We start from the raw sequence: 19,979 nt of genomic DNA, 5'->3' as shown, positions 1-19,979 counted from the left end.
TTCCTCGGGTGCCGAGCCCCCGTCGGCGCAATGAGGTGGCGACGGGCCTTCGCTACCCGGCCGGGCCGAACCAGGTGGTCAGCCCCTGCGTGAGGCCGTCGTCGCCGCTCTCGTGCGCCCAGGCGACGTAGCCGTCGGGACGGACCAGCAGACCGGTCAGCGGCTCGTCGGCGGAGGCCGGGACCAGGTCGACCCGGTCCTGCCAGCCCGCGGCGGCGTCCAGCAGGCGCCGGTCCGGGGTCAGGTCCAGCAGCACGGGCCGGCCGGCGTGCAGGAGGGCGCCGAGCGTCGTGCCACGGTCCAGTTTCAGGTCGGGCGCCCAGCCGCCGATCAGCGGGTGGGGGCCGGGCTGGTAATGGATGTCCAGGCCGGTCAGCCGGTCGGCGACGGTCCGCAGCGAGGTGGGCTCGGTGAGCAGTTCGGCGAGTACGTCGCGCAGGGCGTCGACCTGCGGGCCGGGCGAGAGCAGCAGGCCCTGGGCGCGGACGAAGGTGAGCATCCGCTCGGCGACCGGATGCCGTTCACTGTGGTAGGTGTCCAGCAACCCGGCCGGCGCGTCGCCGCGCACCTGTGCGGCCAGCTTCCAACCGAGGTTGGCGGCGTCCTGGAGGCCGGTCGTCATGCCCGGGCCGCCGGCGGGCAGCTGGATGTGCGCCGCGTCCCCGGCCAGCAGGACCCGCCCGGCACGGTACCGGTCGGCCTGGCGGGCCGCGTCGGTGAACCGGGACAACCAGCGGGGCGCGCTCATCCCCACCTCGGCACCGAGCACCCGGCGGGCGGCCCCGCGCAGGTCGTCGAGGGCCACCGGGGCGTCCCGGTCCCCGTCGGTCCGCCATTCGGAGACGACCACCCGGTGCACCCCGTTGCCGAGCGGAAACGCGGTGAACAGGCCGGTCGGGGTGCGCCGCATGCCGGGCGGCACCGCGTCCGGGTCGGTCAGCGTGACGTCGCCGAAGCGGGAGATCTGGGTGGCCTCGGTGCCGGTGAAGCCGATGCCGGCCGCCCGGCGGACCAGGCTGCGGGCGCCGTCACAGCCGACCACGTAGCGGCTGTCGAGCCGGTAGCCGCAGTCGGGGCCGTCGACCTGGAGGGTGACCAGCTCGTCGGTCTGGGTCAGGCCGGCCACCTGATGCCCGCGGCGCAGCTGCGCGCCGAGCTCGACGGCCCACTCCTGCAGCACGCGCTCGACCTGGGCCTGCGGCGCCATCAGGCTGGGCGGGAGGTGCTCGGGCGACACCGACTCCAGCAGCCGGGTGAGGTCCAGCGGGAGGCCGCCGAAGTGGGTGAACTTGGCCCAGCCCAGGGCGGCGCCGTCGAAACGGTCGAGCAGGCCGCGGTAGTTCAGGGTCTGCGCGCCGCGACCGGCCACGCCCGGCGCCTTGGAGAGCCCGGTCGGGGCAGCCAGCCGTTCCAGCACGATCACCTCGACGCCGCCGAGCCGCAACTCGCCGGCGAGCAGCAGGCCGGTGGGGCCGCCACCGACGATCACCACGTCGACCGGGCTCACGAGCGCAGCTCCGCCGGGATGGGCAGGCCGGCGGCAACCTGGTCGAGAGAGTCGCGCAACGCGGCCGGCAGGGGCTGGGCCGCCCCGGCCTGCCGCCAATGCTCCATCGTCACCCGGATCGCGCTCAGCACTGCGCCCGCGACCAACCGGGGATACAGGTCGCGGTCGGCGTCGGCGCCGATCCGGGACGCGACGGCCGCGGCGACGCCGCGTTCGATCACCGCGTACGTCTTGAGGTGCTCGTCGGTGAGCAGCGGGGCGCTCTGCAGCCGCACCACCTGGCGCATGTCGCTCTCGTCCACGGTGAAACCGTCCACGATCGCACCGGTCAGCGCCGCCCACAGCGGCTCGCCGGCCGGCCGGGCGGCCAGCGCCTCGATGATCCGCTCGGCCCGCTGGTGACCGGTGGCCAGCAGCGCTTCCTCCTTGGTGGCGAAGTAGTTGCTGAACGTGCGGACGGAGACGCCGGCCTCGGCGGCGATGTCCTCCACGCGCACCTGGTCCCAGCCGCGCACTGCGGCCAGTCGCAGGGCGGCCTGCCGCAGGGCGTCGCGGGTGGCTTGCTTCTTTCGCTCACGCAGTCCCGGTTGACTCATGCATCAACCGTAGACAATCTTGCAGCGTTCTGCAATATTGCATTAATCTGCACGATCACCCGCACTCGGGGACGGCGGTGCGCAAGCCGCGGGATGCAGACCGGTACCGGATGTGGCGTCCTTCGTGCGGAGTCAGCCGCCGTTGCCGGCGGCGGACGGCGACGGCGACGGCTCGGCCCGGACAAGAATGTGGACCGTGTCGCCCCTGGTAACACGCACGCCACAACCCGGGCTCTGCGACGTCACCGTGCCCGGGGTCCCGTCGGCCGTACCGGTGGCCGTTTTGACCTTGTATCCGGCCTCTCCGAGGACGGCGCTCGCGGTGTCCCCGGTGTAGTTGACCACGCACGGCACCTTCGGTGGCAACGGCTTCGGTGACGGCGAGTGCGAGGTCGGTCTGGCCGCGGATGTTTTCGACGGTGCCGCCGGCACCGTCGATGTCACGTCGGGCTTCGGCGTGAGGCTCGCGGCCGGGGTGCCGAGGTTCGCGGGGGCGCAGAGCTGGTACGTCACGGTCGAGCCTTGCACAGCGATGCTCGGCGGAGCCGGTGCCTGGCCGGTCACCGATCCGGCCGCACAGGTCGCTGCGGCAGTCGATGCGGGAACCGCGACCGGGATCAGCCGGGCGGACCGGATCGTGGTCTCCGCATCGGCGCGGGTCAGCCCGACGATAGGCGGGACCGGCACCGGGACGGCATGCGCCGCGGACGACCACTTCATCCAGACACCCAGGCCGCCGCCCGTGAAAGCCACCGCCAGGGCGGCCCCGAGCCCGAGGGTCCGCAGGGGTCGGCGACGACGGTAAGGGCGTCTGTACTCGCCCGGTCCGGGCACCGCGGCTGCCGCCCGGTGCAGCGTCGTGGATTGCCTCGCCCGCGAGGGCACCGGCCAGGTGCCGCTCGCCGGACCGGACGACGAGGTGCTGACCGGTGCCGGCAGGGGCGGCCACGGCGGGATCTGGTCGTGGGCGTGAACGGTCGTGTCGGACATGGCCGGAGGCGGGACGGGAGGCCTGGGCTCGGGTTTGTGCACCCGGACGGCGGCGATCACGAGATCGCCGACCGCCTCGACGTATTTGCGCGGCTTCTGATGGGATGGTCCATCGGCGACGCGGTCCGAGGCGTAGCTGAACAATTCGTCCACGGTGATCCGGCCGTCCCGGTCGGTGTCCGCGGCCCCGGTCTCTATGCCGGTCAGGATCGCCTCGGTGAAATACGACCCGCGCGACTTCGCGGCCCGCTGGTCGTTCGGATCCTCGAGGCTCACCTCGGTCGCGCCGGATGAGGTCAGCACCGCCACCCCGGTGCCTTCGGGCAGGTCACGCACCAGCGCGTTCACCCCGGCGTCGCGGCTCACCTTCGGCCGCATGGCGCGCAGGAACGCCCCGCTGAAGCAGCAGTCAACGATCACGACCGTCGATCTGGCTCGGCTGCGGGCAATCTGGATCCGTACGAACTCGGCGCCTACTCCGGTGACGTCCGGCCGCCGATACTCGCTGTCCCGAAACGCGAAATGCAGGTTCATTTCGGCGTCCTGCAGCCCGTGGCAGGAGAAGTAGATCAGGTTGACGTCGTGCCGGGTGGCCGACTCGAAGAACTCGGCCACCGCATGCCGGGCCTCTTGCGCAGTGCAGTCGGTCAGCGCCTTCGCGTCGTACCCGATCTGTTCGAGCAGTCGCCGTAGGGCCTTCGCGTCCCGGGCGGGCGAGCGCAGCGCAGGAAGCGTGTCGTCGTCGAACCTGCCGCAGGCGAGCAGCAGCGCGCGTCGCCGCGATCGCGGCTCCGCACCGGCGGGTGTGGTCACGCCTTGCTCGCGTCCCGGGTGGCGCGCTGGAGATACGCCGCCACCAGGGCATCACGTTGTTCTCGGGTGACCCGTGCCGTCAGGACCTGCCCGTCGATCTCGAGGTGCACGTCGAGCGGCTGGCGCTTGAGCCAGCCCAGCGCCACGTCGATCACCGCCGGGATCACGGCCGGCGCGGTGGACACCAGCATGAGCCCGGCCGCGGCCAGTGCGGCGGACTTCGCACCGGGCTCGGGCGCACCGCCGTCCGGGAAATTCACGTCGTCGACATCGAGGTTGAGAAGCTCAGACCGCAACGCCCGCGCAGCGAATGCAAGATCGTCGTCGACTAGATCTGACCCATTCACCATGATTTCGAGTCGTGGCACAAGGGAGGAGTATGGATTGACCGCCATCGCCCGTCAAGCGAAACATGCAAGTGGTTGGGGTGAATATCGTAATTGATCTTGTTTGGGCCGGCGAGGCTGCCGCACGACGGTGATCGCTGATTCCAGAATGGGTGGCCGAGGATCGAAGCTGTCCACGTTCGTGGCGACGAGGGTCAACCGCCTTGCTGAGTGGGTACGGGCTCGGGGGCGGCCGAGGGCACCGGCAGGCGTTCCGTGTGCGAGGCGCCGATCACCTCGACCCCCTCGGCGCCGATGATGCCGACGAGATCCAGCTCGACGGTGTAGCGCTCGGGCTGGGCGACCGGCATCGGATGCGGTCCGATGTCCTCGAGCGTCCCGACGACCTGAATGCCGTAGTACTGCGGCCGGCTGACATACCTCAGCGGGACGAGGGTGACCTTGGTGCCCGGCGTGGGAAGCGGGCCGCTGACGACCAGCCTGGGACGGGGCGGATAGATCATCGGTGAAATTACCTCGGCGTGCTCAAAATCGACGAGACGGCCGGACTCCATCGTCACGCTCCCCATCAAGTGGCGTCAGTCGATAGATGTCTATCGTCTTCCGGCTCCCCGGGCAATCCTTGCCCGCACGTTCCTGTGCCGGAATCGGTGGCTGAGCGCCGAGCGCGCGATCAGCGTCCGCAATCCGGGCCGGCCGGCGTTCGAACCCCGGCATCATTCCCGGCCGTGCGGATCACGCCGCGGCAGGCGCATTCCACCTGCGCCGCATTACCGGCCCTTGCGGACCACGGCGTTGATTGTCTCGCCCTCGGCAAGGGAGATCGGTCCGGTCGCCGCCGGATCGCCCACGCCGAGCGCCACCGCCAGGGTCCGGCCGTGAAGGTCCAATGTGGCCTCCGACAGGGCGGTCATGTCGGCGACGGCCTTGCGGGCCCGCGCCCATCCGACCGTGCCGACGACGGCACCGGCCAGCGCCGCCGGCCAGCAGACAAGCCCGAGCAGGAGGTACGGCCAGGCCCAGGTGCCGGTGATGACGGCCGCCGCGAACGTGGAGTGCGCCGCGTTGAGCTCGGCCCGGACCGGGTCGGGAAGGACGAGCCACAGCCGCGGCCAGGCGAACGGGAGATCGAGGCCGTACCGGTTGAGGGCGATCTGCTCGACGGCGTGGATCCGATCTCCCATCCAGGTGGGCCGGCCGGGCTCGGCCAGGGCGATGCGGTTCGCTTTGCCGGCGGCGTCATCGATCAGGCGCTGCTGCTCCCGGGTGCGGGCACCGACGGGATGATCGCGGGTCAGGTGACGTCGCCGATCAACCTGATGGTGCCAGCGGGCCCGGCGACGTGCGGTGCGCCGCCGGCACAGGACCGGCCATCGGCCGAGCCACAGCAGGCGCGTTGCCGGGGCCAGGGCCTGCACTGCAAGGCCCGCGCCGGTGCTGACCAGCAGCAGGACGACGACCAGGAGTGCCTGAACACCGCCGGGCCGTAACGCGAGCGTCCTGCCCAGCTCTGCCGCCGCCCCGGTGAGCCGGGGCACGTCCAGGGATTGCCCCAGGTAGGCACCCGCCCAGGTCGCGGCGGCGAGCAGCAGTCCCGGCAGGAGCAGCAGGGTGATCCACCGTTCGGCCAGCTTCTTGGCCAGTTCCTGGAAGAAATTGTTCACGGCCGGACCATGGGGCGGCCGATCACGCCACATCGCGGTACCGGTCCGGCGGGATCCGTGTGGGCCACCCGCGCGCAGGCGCCGTCCGGGCAGACGAAATTCTCCTCGTCCGCCCGTCCCGGTCCCGCACCCGGCAGCCCGGCGGCCAGTGCCCGCACCGCGTGCTCCGGTTCGGCGTCCAGGAGGTCGGCGAGCAGCATGAGGATCGGACGCCGGGCCTGCGCTTCGCCCTCGATCCGGGCCAGCTGCCGGCGTTGGTCGGCGCCCTGTCGTGCACACTCCGCACGGAGGTCCGGCAGTTCCTCGCAGAACGCGGTGAGGGCCAGTCGCTCCGACGACTCCATCGCCACTTCCTCTCGTTTCGCAGGGATCCTGTCACGGATAGCATCGAACGATGGCATTCGATGCACTGTTGGCGTCGATGCGGCGCCGGCTCAGGACGCTCGAGCTGACGGGGAATGCGGACGGCGTTTTCGCGGGTGCGGCCCTGGCCGAGGCGGTCGCGCTGGGCGCCGCCGCCGCCGAGGCCGCCCCGCCGGGCAGGGTCGCCGCGGCCCAGGCCCTCGGCTGGTTCTACCTCTACCGGCACAGTGCGCTTCCACCCGGTCCGGAGTCGACCGCCGAACTCGCCCACGCGATCGTGGCGCTCATCCCGGCGGCGGATCACGAGGCCGCCGTACCCGAGCCACTGCGGCCCACCGTCGGGCCCACCGCCGACGCGCGGTCCGCGGGAGACATGGGCATGGCGTTGCTCTCCGCCGCCCTCGGATCCCCCGACGGCGATCTGCTGACGGCCTGCGTCCACCTGCTCACCCAGGCCACGCGCCACCACGACGCCACCGTCTTCCTCGCATCGCTGGCCGTAGCGCACCTGGTGCGGTATGAACGCGGCGGCCCGCCGGGCGAACTGGACCTTTCGGTGGGATACCACGAACGTGCTCTCGCGCTGACCCGGCCCGGTGACCCGCGCCGGGTCGCCAACCTGACCAACTTCGGCAACACGCTGCGGGAACGGTACGCGCGTACCGGCGATCCGGCCGACCTCGACCGGGCCATTGCGGTCGGCAACGAGGCGGTCGGCCTCGCGGACACCCACCCGGACCTGAACGCGGTCCTCGGGAATCTGGGCAACTGCTACCTCGAGCGCCACGACCGCGACGGCAACCCCGCCGATCTGGATCGGGCGATCGAGCTCGTCGAGCGGTCGGTGACGCTTCACCCGGATATCGGGTACGAACGATCGGGGCAGCTGGGCAACCTCTGTGCCGTCCTGAGCCGCCGCTTCGCCCTGACCGCATCGCTCGACGACCTGGGCCGGGCGATCGACGCGGGCGAGGAGGCGATCGCCGGCGCCCCTCCGGACAACCTGGACCAGCCGCGCTGGCTGACCAACCTCGGCGGCGCGTATCTGAGCCGGCATGGCCGCCTGGGAGCCGCCACCGACCTCGACCGCGCCGTCGACCTGGCGGAGCAGGCACTGCTCCACACGCCGCAAGGCAGTCCGAATCGGGCGGTGATGTTGTCCGCCTGCGGGCTCGGATACCTGAAGCGTCATCGGGCGACCGGCGCGCCTGCCGACCTGCGGCGTGCGACCGATCTGACCGAGGCGGCCGTCGCCTGCGCGCCGCCCGCCGGTCCGGACCGGTCGCTGTTCCTCTCCAATCTCGCGGACGTCCATGTGGACCGTTACCGTGCCGGCGGCTCAGCCGCCGATCTCGACCGGGCGATATCCCTCGGCGAGCAGGTCGTCGCGGCGGCCGCACCGGACCACCCCTCCCTGGAGAAACCGATGGTTGTGCTGGGGATCGCGCTCCGGTACCGCTTCCGCAGGACCGGGGTGGCCGCCGACCTCGATCGGGCCATCGATCTGCTGGAGCGCTCGATGGCCATCCGGATCGCCGGCGGCGGGACGGCCGAACCGGGAGTGCTGTCCAATCTCGGCGTCATGCTGCAGGAACGCTACGTCCGCACCGGCTCGGTGGCGGACCTCGACCGGGCCGTGGCAGCCGCCGACTCGGCGACGGCCTCCTTCCCGGAAGACCACCCGGAGCGGTTCGGCATCCTGTCCACGGCCGGCCTGACCTACCTGCAGCGCTTCGGGCACGGCGGCGCGATGGCGCATCTCGACACGGCGATCGGTCTCGGCGAGCAGGCGGTCGCCGTCATGCCGGCGGAAGACCGCGACCGGGGACCGGTCTGGTCCGATCTCGGGCTCGCCTATTTCGGACGGTTCCGGAGAACCGACGACCTCGCCGACCTCGAGCGGGCCGTCGATGCCGCGGAGCGGTCGGTCGCGGCCACCGCGCCTGACGATCCCGATCGCGCGCGGTTCCTCGGACATCTCGCCACCGCCTACTCGCACCTGCTGACCCGCGACGACGCCGGTCCGCTTCCGCCCTCTGTCCAAGGGCTGGCTCGCCACGTTCGGGAGGCCGTGGTTTCGTCGCCGACCGATCGCGTCGCCGCCGGTCACGCCGCCGGAATCCTGTTCGGACTGCTGCAGGACGCCACCGTCGCGGCCGAACTGCTCGACGCCGCGGTCGCCGTTCTGCCGGCCACCGCGCCGCGCGAGGGAGTCCGCAGCGACCAGGAACATGGCCTGGGCGAGCACACCGGCGTGGTGTCCGACGCGGTGGCGGCTCACTGCGCGCTGGGCGAGCCGGCCCGCGCGGTGGAGGTGGCGGAATTCGGCCGCGGCATCCTGCTGGGCGCGGACCTCGACAACCGTACGGACCTCACCGAGCTGGCCCGGGCGCACCCGGACCTGGCTCGGCGGTTCCGGCACCTGCGCGAACAGCTCGATGCCGGGCCGCCCCGGCCCGATCCGCCGGTCACAGCCGAAGGTCGCAGACGCCTGTGGGCGGAGCACGACGCCGTGCTGGCCGAGATTCGGCGCAAGCGCGGGTTCGGCCGATTCCTCCAGCCGCCCCGGCTCTCCGACGTGCGCACCGGCGACACGGTGGTGCTGCTCAACGCGGGTGTCGTGCGCAGCGATGCGATCATCCTCGCCGGCCAGGCCCCGCCGCTGCTGGTGCCGCTGCCGAAGCTGACTCTTGCCGACGTCGTGGACCACGCACGCGAACTCTCGGACGCCGGCGCGGACGTCAGCCTCCTCACCGGGCCACTGAAACGACAGCGGGTGATCCGCGAAACCCTCCGCTGGCTCTGGACGTCGGCCGTGTCCACAGTGCTCGGCACGCTGAGCCCAGCCGGCATGCCGCACGTCTGCTGGTTGCCCATCGGCTGGCTGGGCCTGTTCCCGTTGCACGCGGCCGGGATACCCGGCGAGGTGGGCGCCTTGGATCTGGTCGTCTCCTCCTACACGCCGACCCTGCGCGCCCTCGCGTACGCGAGAAGTCGTCCGTTCACCGCGGATCGCCGCCAGCTGACCGTCGCCCTGCAACGCACGCCGGGCCTGCCCGACCTTCCTGGATGTGTCGCCGAGGCGGCGGCCCTGCAGCACGACCATCCGGACTCGGCGCCGCTCACCGACGACGACGCGACCACCGATCGGGTAGGAGCCGCACTGGCCGGTGCGACCTGGGCACACTTCGCCTGCCACGCCGGCGCCGACCTGACCGAGCCGTCACGCGGCGGGCTGCGCCTGCACGATGGCGATCTCAGCATCTCCGAGATCGGCAGGCTTCGCCTCGATCATGCCGAACTCGCCTACCTGTCCGCCTGTTCCACCGCGTACCGCGGCACCCGGTTCGCCGACGAGGTGATCAGTCTCGCGTCAGCGTTCCAACTGGCCGGATTCCGTCACGTGGTGGCGGGACTGTGGCCGCTGGCGGACGACATCGCCGCGGCCGCGGCGCGCTCCTTCTACACCCATCTTGACGGGGAGGCCGATCGGGCCGCGGCGGCACTGCACCAGGTCACGCTGGAACTCCGGGCACAGGCACCCGATCGCGCGGACCTGTGGGCGTCGCTGATCCACAGCGGACCGGCATCGCCCGCAGTGAGCCGGCGCCGAGGCCTGCTCGGGAGAATTCGCCGCTAGCCGGATCGGGTGATCGCCGGGCACCGGGGCGCCGGCCTCGGTGACCAGCCCGGTCTCGTCGTGCGGCAGGCACCGCCGCACGCCTAACTCCGTGGCGGGACCGGGGTCGTCCTGCGAGGCTGGCCGGCGTGGAAGAGATCGAGGTCATCGTCGCCCATTCCGCGCGCACCACCCTGCGCGTCGGTGACGTGTTCTTGAAGATCGACGCCGATCAGGCGCGCGCCAGGGTCGAGGTCGAGGCGATGGCCATCGCGCCGATACCGACTGCGAGGGTCCTGTGGCACCAGCCGCCGGTGCTCGCGCTCGCCGTACTGCCCGGCACCGCACTCGGCGTCCTCGGCGAGCCGTCGACGGCGTCGCCGGCCGCGTGGGCCGCGGCGGGTGCCGCCGTACGCGGGCTGCACGACGCGCCGCTGCCGCCGTGGCCCGGCCGGAGCCTCGACGAGATCGCGTCCGAGCTCGACCGCGAATGCGAGTGGCTCATCGCGAACGGCGTGCTCCCGGCCGGGCTGGTCAGGCGCAACCGCGAGGTTGCCGAGGCCGCGCTCCGGCCGTGGAGGCCGGTGTTCACACACGGCGACCTGCAGATCACCCACGTGTTCGCCGACGGCGACGAGATCACCGGCGTGCTCGACTGGTCGGAGGCGTCCCGGGGCGACGCCATGTTCGACCTCGCCATCCTGACGCTCGGGCACGAGGAGCGCCTCGGCGACCTCCTCGCCGGCTACGGCGAGGACGTCGACCTGGACGCGATCCGCGGATGGTGGTCGTTGCGGAGCCTGCAGGCAAGCCGCTGGCTCATCGAGCACGGCTTCGACCCGTCCTCGCCGGGCTGCGAGTTCGACGTACTGAAATCCCGGATGTAGGTCCGTCACCCGCGCGCGCATACTGTCGGGCATGTAGGCGTGGGTGACGCCATGGCAGCCTGGAGAACCAGGACGTCACGAGATCGGGAAGCTGCCGCGGCGCCAGCGCCAGTGACGGCCGGCCTTCAGGTGGTCGATGACGGCACGCTGGAGCACGGTGCCGCGCGGCAGCTGGTCGAGCGGTGTGGTCAGGGTGCGGAACACGAAACGCCGCACCTCGACGTTCGCGTCCAGCCCCTCCGGCTCCTCGTACGGCTCCAGCTCGAACCGTTGCTGGAAGCGGACGATGTTGGAGTCCTCGGGCAGGTACTCCAGCAGCTGCGGGTCGAGCAGCCACGAGCCGCAGGAGAACGCCGTGTAGGGCTCGTCGGGAAAATGCCGCGGGAAGAACGCGCGGGCCTCGTCGAGCGACGCCGCCACCAGCTCCGGGGTCATCGGTCCCGAGTCGGGGATGTGCAGGTCGATGCCGGTGCCGCCGCGCTGGTACTGCAGCCGGCCCAGCTCGTAGAGGCCGCCGCGCGCGTGCAGCGTCAGCCAGCTCTGCATGACCGGCCAGCCCTCGCCGCGCATCCGCCGGTCGACCCCGAGATTGCGGCCCAGGTCCGCGAGGGTCACCCAGGACACGGCGTCGTCGATGCCATGGTCCCGGTGGTAGCCGCGGACCACGTCGACGAGCGCCAGGTACGCGTACACGTAAAGGTGTCGCCAGGCAGGTCCGCGATCGCGCGGCAGCTCCGGGCCGGGCGACAGCCAGGCGTGGCCGCCGAGGTCGGCGCGGACCAGGGCGATCGAGCGGTCGAGCAGCCAGCGCAGCTCCGGGGTCCACAGCTCGGAGCCGGGGCCGGGCCAGCCCGCCATGATCTCGGCGGCATCGTCCGGCGGCACCGCGAGCCGGTCCAGGATTGCGGGCGCGGCGGCCCGGTCCGGCAGCGGAGCCGACGGCAGGTCGCCGGCGAGCCGGTGCACGCGTTCGATGTCCTCGACGTCCACCCCGAGCCGGGCGGCGATGTCATCCAGATCCACGCGGGCGAGCCTACCGCCGCTCAGGCGTCACGCAGGTCGAGGACGGCCTGCGCCAGGGCGCGCTGCAGCCGGCTCTCGGTGGAGGTCTGCCAGACGAGCGCCCACTCGATGGGCGGTGCGTCGCGGATCGGCAGATACAGCAGATCGGGCCACGGATAGAAGCGGGCCGCCTCGGCCACGCCGGCGATGACAGCCTGACCGGCGCCGACCGCCTTCAACTGGCGTTCCTGCTGCTTGATCGCCTGGCTGACCCGGGCCTGCGTGACGTGCAGCCGCTGCGCGGTCCGGCCGAAATGCAGCTCCTCGGCGAGCACCAGGAAGATCTCGATGTCACGCAGTTCCACATCATGTCCTGTCCCCGGAGACGACCGCTGAGCCAGCGGATCATACTCAGGGCGGCGCGTCCATCATGGCCGTGCGGTCAGGCCCTGGTGATGGTCCGGCCGGGCATCGGCTCGGCGAGGTCCGCGCGCCACGCGGGCGATCCGAAGGCGCCGGCGAAGTACTGCGTCTCGTGCACCACCCGCCCGGCCGAGAACTCCATGATGCTCACCGAGTAGGTGGGCACGCCGTCGTAGGTGATGAGGCACTCGCTGACCCACCGGCTCCCGCCGCCGGTGATCCGCAGGACGGTGAAGTGCCGGTCGGCGGGATGCCCGCCCCGCTGCGCCGAGATCGTCGCGCGGCCGCAGAACCGTTCGCCCGACTGCGGATAGTCGAGGATCGCGTCGGGGGCGTAGACGGCGTGCTCGGCCTCGACGTCTCCGCGTTCCGAGGCCAGCCAGTGTTCCTCGATCGCGGACCTGGCCCGCGCATCAGGATCCATCGCGACATCCTAGGTGGTGCCGCGCCGGGCGACCCGGGCGCACGCTCACGGCGGCCGTCGAGCGGCCACGGCTCGACCGGGATCGAGCGTGCGGGGCGCCGGGCCGTTCAGGGGCGGCTCCGGTGCAGCTGGGCGGTGATCGCGGGGTCGGTGATCCGGTTGTCGGCGGCCAGCATGATGGCCTTGGACAGGATGACCGAGAGCACCGGATCGTCGTCGAAGGGCAGGATGACCTTCTTGGCCTTGGCGCGGACGGGGACGATGCACAGGTAGGCGTCGTCGGGCTCCATCAGGATGTTGCCCGAGCCGAGATGGATGCGGTAAGCCCCGAGCCTGCCCTGCACGCGCAGGAAGCGTTCCTGCAGCTCGCAGCGCGGTCCGATGACCATGCGGGGCAGCAGCCGGGCCAGCGCGTCGCGGCGCATCTCGCCGCTCGGGGTCAGGCCGGCGAACGCGGCCCGCCGGCGGTAGTCGTGGAAGCGGTCCTCGCCCCGGTCCTGCCAGTCGTCGTCGGTGGCGATCGACGTGACGCCGACGAACAGGTCGACGTCGCGCATGGCCTCGCTGAACACCAGCGGCGGCACCTCGGCCACCGGGGTGACCACCCAGTTTCGGCCGTCCCGCCGGCCGAAGCGGACCTGGTCGGTCGAGCAATATTCCTGGTCCCCCGCGTTCGTCTCCACCCAGTCGTGGAAGAAGACGGCCTGCCACTCGCCGCCGCCGAACTCCTTCTTCGCCTCGCCGTGGTAGCCGTCGTTCCAGGGGCCCAGATAGTTGGTGGACCAGCCGCGCTCGCGCATCAACGCGTTCGTCTGCCGGTAGTGCAGGAGTTGCGCGGCGAACCGGTTGGAATAGGTGCGGGTCCGCTCCTCCGCCGGAGTCAACCGGTAGACCTCGCGGAACGCCTGCTTGACCGGCTGCCGCAGCCCGGCGGTGAGGACGCGGTCGCGCCACCGGGCCACCTCGGCCGGGCCGACGAGCGCCGGGTGCCAGAGCCGCACCCGCCGGCCCGCACCCGGCGGGAAGCCGAGATCCGGCAGGGTCCAGCCGGCGTCGGTCCGCTCGGGCAGCCCCGACGTCCAGGTCGCGCCGTCCGGGGAGGCCTGCCAGATCAGGCGCCGGGCGGTGTCGCCGGTGATCGGATGGTCGAGGTATCGCCGTGACCACGTGGGCCAGTCCCAGACCCGATCCTGCGAGAACAACCCCTCCACGCGACGCCGCTCCACGATCAGGGACTGGTTCACCTCGGTGACGAAACGGCGTGCCGGTGCCACCGCGTCCTTCCACGCGGGCGGCACGGCGCGCAGCGGATCCCCGCCCCGATACGCCCGCAGCCGTGCCCGGCCGGCCTCGATCGTCACGACGGCCTCCTCGCCCTCGCCGATGCTCCAGGCGCGCCGGCCGTCGCGGCCGAGACCGTGGTCGCCCACCGACAGCTCGAGCGCCTCGCCGGGCGGCCAGCCGCGCTCCCGGCCGATCCGCTCCAGGGCGGTGCGGATCCGCGGCAGCAGCGTCCTGCTGCACACGGTCAGGCTCAGCCGGGCCAGCGTCCGCACCGGGGCGTCGCCCGGGCGCTGGGCCAGCACCTCGACCACGGCGGGCGCGGCCTTGGGCGCCACGACCTGCGCGCCACCCCGCCGGACCGGCGTGGCCAGCGTGGCCGCGACCTCGCAGAGCAACGCGGTGCTCTCCTCGCCGGCGACGCTGGACTGCAGCCAGACCAGCCCGCGCAGCAGCGCATCGACGTAGTCGTAGACCGGTTGGGCGCCGCCGCGGTACGCGCCGAGCAGGAGCCCCGCGGCCTCCAGCGCCCCCGGCGCGGCGGCCAGCCGCCCGCCGGCCTCGCGCAACCAGGCCTTGGCCGGGACCGGCTTCGCCAGACCGGCGGCGAACCGAAACACGTCCTGGACCGCGTCGTCGCCGAGCAGATCCCGCAGACCCGCGCCGTCCCCGTGCGCGTAGCGCATCGCGATCGACAGGTCGGCCGGCACCGCGTGGTTGAAGCGGCTGAGCGCGGTGCCGTAGAGCCGCGCCAGCTCGCGCAGTCCCCCTGACGCGTACCAGTGATTGTCGTGCAGCGCGGCGAAGGCGGCCGACAGCTGATCGTGAAGACCGTCCAGCTCGGCCGGATCGAGAGCGGCGGCGATCAGCGCCGGCACCCAGAACGGGGCGTCCGACACGGTCGTCAGCGGGTCGTCGTGCAGCAGCAGGCGCAGCGCCCAGACCAGATCATCCCTGGTCCAGGGCGCGTGCAGCACCTCGACGATCCCCAGGGCACGGCCGAAGTAATGGAACGACGAGGAGTCGCCGGCCACCACGAACTCGTGGATGAGCAGCAGTGCCTGGCGGAGCACGTCGCCGCTCTGGCCGGTCAGCACGTGGCCGGGCTCGCCGCCGATGATCTGATCGGCGAGCGCCCGCGCCGCGTCGACCTGCTGAACGGTCATCAGCCACCGACCAGCGGCGTCAGCCTGATGAACGCCACGGCGTGCGCGCGCTCCAGGTCGATGACCTCGTCCAGATCCTCGATCTGCCGGTCACCGGCGATCATCACGAACGCGTTGCCCGCGAACCCGGCGCACGCGGCGTCGGCCTGCGCCTCCCAGTCGAGCCGCGGGCGGGCCGGATCTGCCGGCCGCACCAGCCCGCGGAACGAATCCGGCCGCGCCGGTGCGGCGTTGAACCGGGCCGCCTCCTCGCGCACCCGCAGGCGCACCAGCTCGCGGGCGCTCATCCGCACCGGCAGATCCGGCAGCACCCACTCGTCGATGAGCCGGCCGGCCATCGTCTCGTCGCGCACGACCACCTCGGCCATGAACCCTCCCCGTCCCCGTGTGCGCCAGATGATGCCGGACGGGTACGACAATCCGAACACCGACCGAGCCACCGACGGTCCACTGTGGCAGCCTGCGACGGGGCGACCCGCCGAGCGGATGCGGCCGCCGGCCAAGGGACGGTGTGCTCGTCGGCGTGGCGGCCGAGGTCGTGGAAGAGGCGCCGCGATCGCTCGTAGTGCTCCTCGGCCGCGGTGAGGTCGTCCCGGGCCTGATGCAGCCGGCCGGCGGTGGACAGCCGGTACGGCCCCGGCGTATCAGGCCGCCGCTAGGGCGAGGGTGAGGCAGAAGCCGAGCAGCGCGACTCCCTGGAGGGTCGCGCGCAGGTTGATGATCGAGTCCCACCGCTGCTGAAGCCCGCGTGCCCCGGCCGGCACCCGGCCGGCCTCGGCCGCCTCGATGAAGACCTTGTTGATCGGCAGCGAGATCCGGTTGAACAGGACCAGCCAGACCAGCAGCAGGACCAGGGCGGACCCCGCGGCGGCGCCGGCGGCCGGCCGGCCGATGAGGTACGCGGTGAGCGCGGTCGCGGCGCCGGCCACCACGCTGAGGATGCCGGGCAGCGGCATGCGGGCGTTGCCGTAGCGGTGGGACAGGCCGACCACCCGGGTCATGGTGGCGTCGTCGACAGCCGCGTACGTCGGGCGCATGACCAGCGCGCCGAGCGTGTCGGTGCCGAAGATGACGGCCGTGGCCAGCGCGGCGGTGATCGCGAGGACGTCGAGGAGTACGGTCACGGTTCCTCCAGGGACGGCATCATCCGCGCGGTGGCCCTGGCCGGCTTCGCCGAGCTCGCCGAGCTCCTGACCGCGGCGGGCGACCTGAGCGGAATCTCCGCGGCGTATCTCGAATTCGCCCGGTCGCGGCCGGCCACCTATGAGGCGATGTTCTCGATGCCGACCGACCTGGAGTTCGCCCGCCCGACCACGCCCGAGGCGCTGCGCGCCGGATTCGCCCCGCTGCTGGCCATCATGGGCGACGAGACCCGGGCGGAGGTCCTGTGGAGCGCACTGCACGGCCTGGCCGACCTTTCCCGGCACGGCCGGTTGCGACCCGACCACGAGTCCGCCCGTGCCGAGGCGCTGATCGCCCTGTTGGATCAGCCGGCGCGATAGCGCAGCATCACGACGCCGCCGGATCGGCACGGCGTCCGACTACGTCCGCTCCCGCGATGCGCTGCTCGGCGCTCCGGCGAGCGGATCATGGAGCGGTTCGCCCCCGACGAGGCCGTCATCGCCGGGCCGGCCGCCCGCGAGCCGGGCCGGGAGCCGTTCATCGACTACCTGCGCTACATCGTCGAGCGCACCACCCGGCAGCCGGAGCTGACCCGCGCGCTGATCGAGCTGCGGCTCGAGTCGGCAACACCGCGGGCGGTCCGGCATAAGCTGTGCCGGTGCCACCCCCCGCACCCCTGCTTCTCGTCCTGGACGGCAACAGCCTGGTCCACCGGGCGTACCACGCCGCGGCCATGGACGGGCTGCTGGACCGCGCCGGCCGGCCGGTGTGGGCGCTGCGGGGCCTGATCGGCTACATCGCGCGGGCCGCGGCGCACCTGCGGCCGGCCGCCGTGGTGGTCGGCTTCGACTGCCCCGAGGACTCCGCGCGCCGGACCGACTACCCGGATTACAAGGCGCACCGCCCGGCGAAGTCGGCGGACCTCGCCGAGCAGATCGCCGGGGCGCCGCAGCTGCTGCGCGCGGCCGGCATCTGCACGGTCGTGCCACCCTCGTACGAGGCGGACGACGTGCTCGCCAGCTCGGCCGAGCTGGCCCGCGGCCGCGGCTGGCGCTCGGTCCTGATGACCAGCGACCGGGACGCGTTCGCGCTGATCGACGACACCACCTCGGTGCTGCGGGTGCGCAACGGCGGCTTCGACGAGGCGGTCCTGGTCGACTCGGCCGGCCTGGTCGAGCTCTGCGGGGTCCAGTCCTGGCAGTACCGGGACTACGCCGCCCTGCGCGGCGACCCGTCGGACAACCTGCCGGGGGTCCGCCGGTTCGGCTCGGCCCGGGCGGCCCGGCTGCTGGCGGCCTTCGGCACGGTGGACGCGGCGTGGGCGGCGCTCGACGACGGCGACGCGGCCTCGGTGCGCGCGGCGGTCGGCGAGCAGGCCGCGGAGCAGCTGGCCGCGCCGTCGGCCCGGGAGATCGTCGAGCGGAACCGGCGGCTCATGCGGATGCGGGCCGACCTGCCGATGCCGGACCTGAGCGCGGCCCGGCTGCCGCTGCGCCGCTCGGTGATCCGGTGGGCGCTCTCCGGCCGCGGCATCCACCTGGGGCCGTCGCTGTGGGCCCTGACCGGCGAGCCGGTGCCGGCCGGCACCGAGGACGTGACGCACGAGCTGCGGCCGTGGGTGTTCCGGCGCGGAATGGCCGGCTCCCGCGAGCCGACGCCGGGCCAGCTCTCGCTGTTCTGAGCGGCCGCGGCGTGGCCGCGCATTGTTATGGGAGCGCTCCCATGTAACGATGGTCATCACTTTAACGACGTGAGGACCCGTTCATGCGCCCGATTCGGAGACACCCTGCGGCCCTGGCGTTGCTGACCGCCGTGGCGCTGGTCACCGCCGCCGCACCCGGCCTGCCCGCCGCCGCGGATCCCGTGCCGGTCACGGTGGTCACCGGCGACTTCGAGGACGGCACCACGCAGGGCTGGGCCGCGCGCGGCGGCGGCGAGACCGTCGCCGTCAGCGACGCCGCCGCGCACGGCGGCACCGGCAGCCTGGCGGTCACCGGGCGCACGGCCGGGTGGCAGGGGCCCTCGCTCGACGTGCTGGACGTGCTCGAGAAGGGCACCCAGTACACGGTCACGGCGTGGGTGCGCCTCGCCGCCGGGGCCGCCGCGGACAGCGCGCGGCTGAGCGTCGAACGCCGGACGGCGGGCACCGCCGGCTACGACCAGGTCGCCGGGAACACCGCCGTCAGCGCCGACGGGTGGGTCGCGCTCACCGGCCGGTACACGCTCGCCACCGACGTCGACTTCCTGCACGTGTACGTGGAGACCGCGAACACCACCGGGTCGTTCTTCGTCGACGACGTCACCGTCTCCTACGTGCCCGCGCTGCCGATTCAGACCGGCATCCCGCGGATCCGCGACGTGGTCACCGAGTTCCCGGTGGGTGCCGCGATCACCGCCGCGGAGACCCTCGGCGTGCACGGCGACCTGCTGGCCCGGCACTTCACCTCGGTCACCCCCGGCAACGCGCTCAAGTGGGACGCCACCGAGCCGGCCGAGAACTCGTTCAGCTACGCGCAGGCGGATCCGCTCATCGCGTACGCGAAGGCCAACGGCCTGGCCGTGCGCGGGCACACCCTGGTCTGGCACAACCAGACGCCGGCCTGGGTCTTCAAGGACGCCGCGGGCGCGCCGATGACCGCGACCGCCGAGAACAAGGCCCTGCTGCTGGCCCGCCTGGAGAACCACATCCGCAACGTGGCCGCCCACTACGGCGAGGACATCGCGACGTGGGACGTGGTCAACGAGGTGATCGACGAGAGCCAGTCGGACGGGATGCGGCACAGCACCTGGTACACGGTGACCGGGCTGGACTACATCCGGACCGCGTTCACCGTGGCCCGCGAGGTGGCGCCGCACGCCAAGCTGATCATCAACGACTACAACACCAACGTGCCGGCCAAGCGGGACGCGCTGTACAACCTGGTCGCCGAGCTGCGGGCCGAGGGTGTCCCGATCGACGGGGTCGGGCACCAGATGCACATCAACGTGGGCTGGCCGACCGTCGCCGAGACCGAGGCGATGCTGCAGAAGTTCGCACCGCTCGGCATCACGCAGCAGATCACCGAGATGGACGTCAGCATCTACCGCGACAGCTCCGAGTCCTTCCCGGCCCCGCCGGCCGACCGGCTGCTCTCCCAGGCGTACGTCTACCGCGACATGCTCGCGCTGTTCCGCCGCCACGCCGATCAGATCAGTTCGGTGACGCTGTGGGGGCTCGCCGACGACAACACCTGGCTCGACACGTTCCCGGTCACCCGCAAGGACGCCCCGCTGCTGTTCGACACGAGCCTGCAGGCCAAGCCGGCGTACTGGGGCGTGGTGGACCCGTCGCGGATCACGCCGCCGGCCGCCTCGGGCTGCTCGGTCTCCTACCGGGTCACCGGAAGCTGGCCGGGTGGCTTCCAGGGCGACGTGCGGATCACCAACACCGGTGGCGCCGCGCTCGCCGGGTGGTCACTGTCCTGGTCGTTCCCCTCGGGCCAGCGGATAACCCAGGCCTGGAACGGCACGGCGCAGCAGAGCGGCGCCGACGTCACCGTCACCAACGCCGGCTGGAACGCCGCGATCGCGCCCGGCGGGTCCGCCGCGTTCGGCTTCCTCGGCTCCTGGGCCGGCGTCAACACCGCGCCCGCCGCCTTCGCCGTCGGCGGCACGGCCTGCGCCGTCGCCTGACGGCCGGACCGGCCGCGCCCCCTCCGGTGGGCGGCCCGTGCGGGTGACCTTCCGCTTCAACAATAAACCGCGCCGCTGCAGCACGTCGTCCAGTTGAATAAGC

General features: G+C 72.4%; 19 protein-coding genes. 6 read left to right on the top strand and 13 right to left on the bottom strand.

The annotated features are described in order from the left end of the window. Nucleotides 1-52: 52 nt before the first annotated feature. The 7 genes from AB0F10_RS25875 to AB0F10_RS25845 all read right to left on the bottom strand — a co-directional run bounded on the left by AB0F10_RS25875 (nt 53) and on the right by AB0F10_RS25845 (nt 6,261). The gene (locus AB0F10_RS25875; RefSeq protein ID WP_360630069.1) at nt 53-1,507 is read right to left on the bottom strand and encodes an FAD-dependent monooxygenase; all 1,455 of its coding nucleotides are present in this window, start codon (nt 1,505-1,507) and stop codon (nt 53-55) included. Next, on the bottom strand, nt 1,504-2,103 hold the full coding sequence (locus tag AB0F10_RS25870; RefSeq protein WP_360630066.1) for a TetR family transcriptional regulator: 600 nt from the start codon (nt 2,101-2,103) through the stop codon (nt 1,504-1,506). The genes AB0F10_RS25875 and AB0F10_RS25870 overlap by 4 nt, the downstream gene beginning before the upstream one ends. A gap of 132 nt (nt 2,104-2,235) precedes the next feature. Further along, nucleotides 2,236-3,906 carry a caspase family protein gene (locus AB0F10_RS25865; RefSeq protein ID WP_360630063.1) on the bottom strand — a complete coding sequence of 557 codons (1,671 nt, stop codon included), beginning with the start codon at nt 3,904-3,906 and terminating at the stop codon, nt 2,236-2,238. Next, nucleotides 3,903-4,301 (bottom strand): hypothetical protein, encoded by a 399-nt coding sequence (locus tag AB0F10_RS25860; protein WP_360630060.1) that lies wholly within the window; start codon nt 4,299-4,301, stop codon nt 3,903-3,905. The genes AB0F10_RS25865 and AB0F10_RS25860 overlap by 4 nt, the downstream gene beginning before the upstream one ends. Nucleotides 4,302-4,447: 146 nt before the next feature. Beyond that, nucleotides 4,448-4,807 carry a hypothetical protein gene (locus AB0F10_RS25855; protein ID WP_360630057.1) on the bottom strand — a complete coding sequence of 120 codons (360 nt, stop codon included), beginning with the start codon at nt 4,805-4,807 and terminating at the stop codon, nt 4,448-4,450. A 216-nt stretch (nt 4,808-5,023) separates the two neighbouring features. Next, nucleotides 5,024-5,917 (bottom strand): hypothetical protein, encoded by an 894-nt coding sequence (locus AB0F10_RS25850; RefSeq protein WP_360630054.1) that lies wholly within the window; start codon nt 5,915-5,917, stop codon nt 5,024-5,026. Then, nucleotides 5,914-6,261: a hypothetical protein gene (locus AB0F10_RS25845; RefSeq protein WP_360630051.1), complete on the bottom strand. Its 348-nt coding sequence runs from the start codon at nt 6,259-6,261 to the stop codon at nt 5,914-5,916. The genes AB0F10_RS25850 and AB0F10_RS25845 overlap by 4 nt, the downstream gene beginning before the upstream one ends. Before the next feature lie 50 nt (nt 6,262-6,311). On the opposite strand from AB0F10_RS25845, the gene AB0F10_RS25840 reads away from it, so the two are divergent. Then, a complete protein-coding gene (locus AB0F10_RS25840) occupies nt 6,312-9,920 on the top strand; it encodes a CHAT domain-containing protein (protein WP_360630048.1) in 3,609 nt (1,202 codons plus the stop codon). Between the two features lie 128 nt (nt 9,921-10,048). Continuing rightward, nucleotides 10,049-10,786 carry a phosphotransferase gene (locus tag AB0F10_RS25835; protein WP_360630045.1) on the top strand — a complete coding sequence of 246 codons (738 nt, stop codon included), beginning with the start codon at nt 10,049-10,051 and terminating at the stop codon, nt 10,784-10,786. Between the two features lie 75 nt (nt 10,787-10,861). Here AB0F10_RS25835 and AB0F10_RS25830 read toward each other — a convergent pair whose 3' ends face one another. The 6 genes from AB0F10_RS25830 to AB0F10_RS25805 form a co-directional block, all read right to left on the bottom strand. Further along, nucleotides 10,862-11,809: an acyltransferase domain-containing protein gene (locus AB0F10_RS25830; protein WP_360630042.1), complete on the bottom strand. Its 948-nt coding sequence runs from the start codon at nt 11,807-11,809 to the stop codon at nt 10,862-10,864. 20 nt (nt 11,810-11,829) lie between these two features. Then, entirely contained in the window at nt 11,830-12,153 is a 324-nt protein-coding gene (locus AB0F10_RS25825) for a LysR family transcriptional regulator (RefSeq protein WP_360630039.1), read from the bottom strand. Nucleotides 12,154-12,230: 77 nt separating this feature from the next. After that, a complete protein-coding gene (locus tag AB0F10_RS25820) occupies nt 12,231-12,635 on the bottom strand; it encodes a nuclear transport factor 2 family protein (RefSeq protein ID WP_360630036.1) in 405 nt (134 codons plus the stop codon). Nucleotides 12,636-12,742: 107 nt separating this feature from the next. Continuing rightward, nucleotides 12,743-15,082, bottom strand: a complete 2,340-nt coding sequence (locus AB0F10_RS25815) for a DUF4132 domain-containing protein (protein WP_360630033.1) — start codon at nt 15,080-15,082, stop codon at nt 12,743-12,745. Beyond that, nucleotides 15,082-15,450, bottom strand: a complete 369-nt coding sequence (locus AB0F10_RS25810) for a hypothetical protein (RefSeq protein WP_360630030.1) — start codon at nt 15,448-15,450, stop codon at nt 15,082-15,084. The genes AB0F10_RS25815 and AB0F10_RS25810 overlap by 1 nt, the downstream gene beginning before the upstream one ends. Nucleotides 15,451-15,726: 276 nt before the next feature. Continuing rightward, a complete protein-coding gene (locus AB0F10_RS25805) occupies nt 15,727-16,206 on the bottom strand; it encodes a DUF1772 domain-containing protein (RefSeq protein ID WP_360630027.1) in 480 nt (159 codons plus the stop codon). Nucleotides 16,207-16,236: 30 nt separating this feature from the next. Between AB0F10_RS25805 and AB0F10_RS25800 the strand changes: the two genes are divergently transcribed. From AB0F10_RS25800 to AB0F10_RS25785, 4 genes are all read left to right on the top strand, one after another. Continuing rightward, nucleotides 16,237-16,584 (top strand): TetR-like C-terminal domain-containing protein, encoded by a 348-nt coding sequence (locus tag AB0F10_RS25800; protein WP_360630024.1) that lies wholly within the window; start codon nt 16,237-16,239, stop codon nt 16,582-16,584. A gap of 87 nt (nt 16,585-16,671) precedes the next feature. Further along, entirely contained in the window at nt 16,672-16,992 is a 321-nt protein-coding gene (locus tag AB0F10_RS25795; protein WP_360630021.1) for a hypothetical protein, read from the top strand. Continuing rightward, on the top strand, nt 16,938-17,885 hold the full coding sequence (locus AB0F10_RS25790; protein ID WP_360630019.1) for a 5'-3' exonuclease H3TH domain-containing protein: 948 nt from the start codon (nt 16,938-16,940) through the stop codon (nt 17,883-17,885). The genes AB0F10_RS25795 and AB0F10_RS25790 overlap by 55 nt, the downstream gene beginning before the upstream one ends. 83 nt (nt 17,886-17,968) lie before the next feature. Continuing rightward, entirely contained in the window at nt 17,969-19,876 is a 1,908-nt protein-coding gene (locus AB0F10_RS25785) for an endo-1,4-beta-xylanase (protein ID WP_360630016.1), read from the top strand. The last annotated feature ends 103 nt before the right edge of the window (nt 19,877-19,979 follow it).

The sequence above is a fragment of the Actinoplanes sp. NPDC026623 genome (assembly GCF_040638275.1).
Lineage (GTDB): Bacteria > Actinomycetota > Actinomycetes > Mycobacteriales > Micromonosporaceae > Actinoplanes.
This window is presented reverse-complemented; position numbering and strand designations above follow the sequence as displayed.

What these genes read in the sequence shown, in the direction of transcription:
- AB0F10_RS25820 (WP_360630036.1), bottom strand. Translation starts at nt 12,635, where the DNA reads ATGGATCCTGATGCGCGGGCCAGGTCCGCGATCGAGGAACACTGGCTG.
- AB0F10_RS25855 (WP_360630057.1), bottom strand. Translation starts at nt 4,807, where the DNA reads ATGGAGTCCGGCCGTCTCGTCGATTTTGAGCACGCCGAGGTAATTTCA.
- AB0F10_RS25790 (WP_360630019.1), top strand. Translation starts at nt 16,938, where the DNA reads ATGGACGGGCTGCTGGACCGCGCCGGCCGGCCGGTGTGGGCGCTGCGG.
- AB0F10_RS25785 (WP_360630016.1), top strand. Translation starts at nt 17,969, where the DNA reads ATGCGCCCGATTCGGAGACACCCTGCGGCCCTGGCGTTGCTGACCGCC.
- AB0F10_RS25810 (WP_360630030.1), bottom strand. Translation starts at nt 15,450, where the DNA reads ATGGCCGAGGTGGTCGTGCGCGACGAGACGATGGCCGGCCGGCTCATC.
- AB0F10_RS25870 (WP_360630066.1), bottom strand. Translation starts at nt 2,103, where the DNA reads ATGAGTCAACCGGGACTGCGTGAGCGAAAGAAGCAAGCCACCCGCGAC.
- AB0F10_RS25840 (WP_360630048.1), top strand. Translation starts at nt 6,312, where the DNA reads ATGGCATTCGATGCACTGTTGGCGTCGATGCGGCGCCGGCTCAGGACG.
- AB0F10_RS25860 (WP_360630060.1), bottom strand. Translation starts at nt 4,301, where the DNA reads ATGGCGGTCAATCCATACTCCTCCCTTGTGCCACGACTCGAAATCATG.
- AB0F10_RS25845 (WP_360630051.1), bottom strand. Translation starts at nt 6,261, where the DNA reads ATGGAGTCGTCGGAGCGACTGGCCCTCACCGCGTTCTGCGAGGAACTG.
- AB0F10_RS25795 (WP_360630021.1), top strand. Translation starts at nt 16,672, where the DNA reads ATGGAGCGGTTCGCCCCCGACGAGGCCGTCATCGCCGGGCCGGCCGCC.
- AB0F10_RS25815 (WP_360630033.1), bottom strand. Translation starts at nt 15,082, where the DNA reads ATGACCGTTCAGCAGGTCGACGCGGCGCGGGCGCTCGCCGATCAGATC.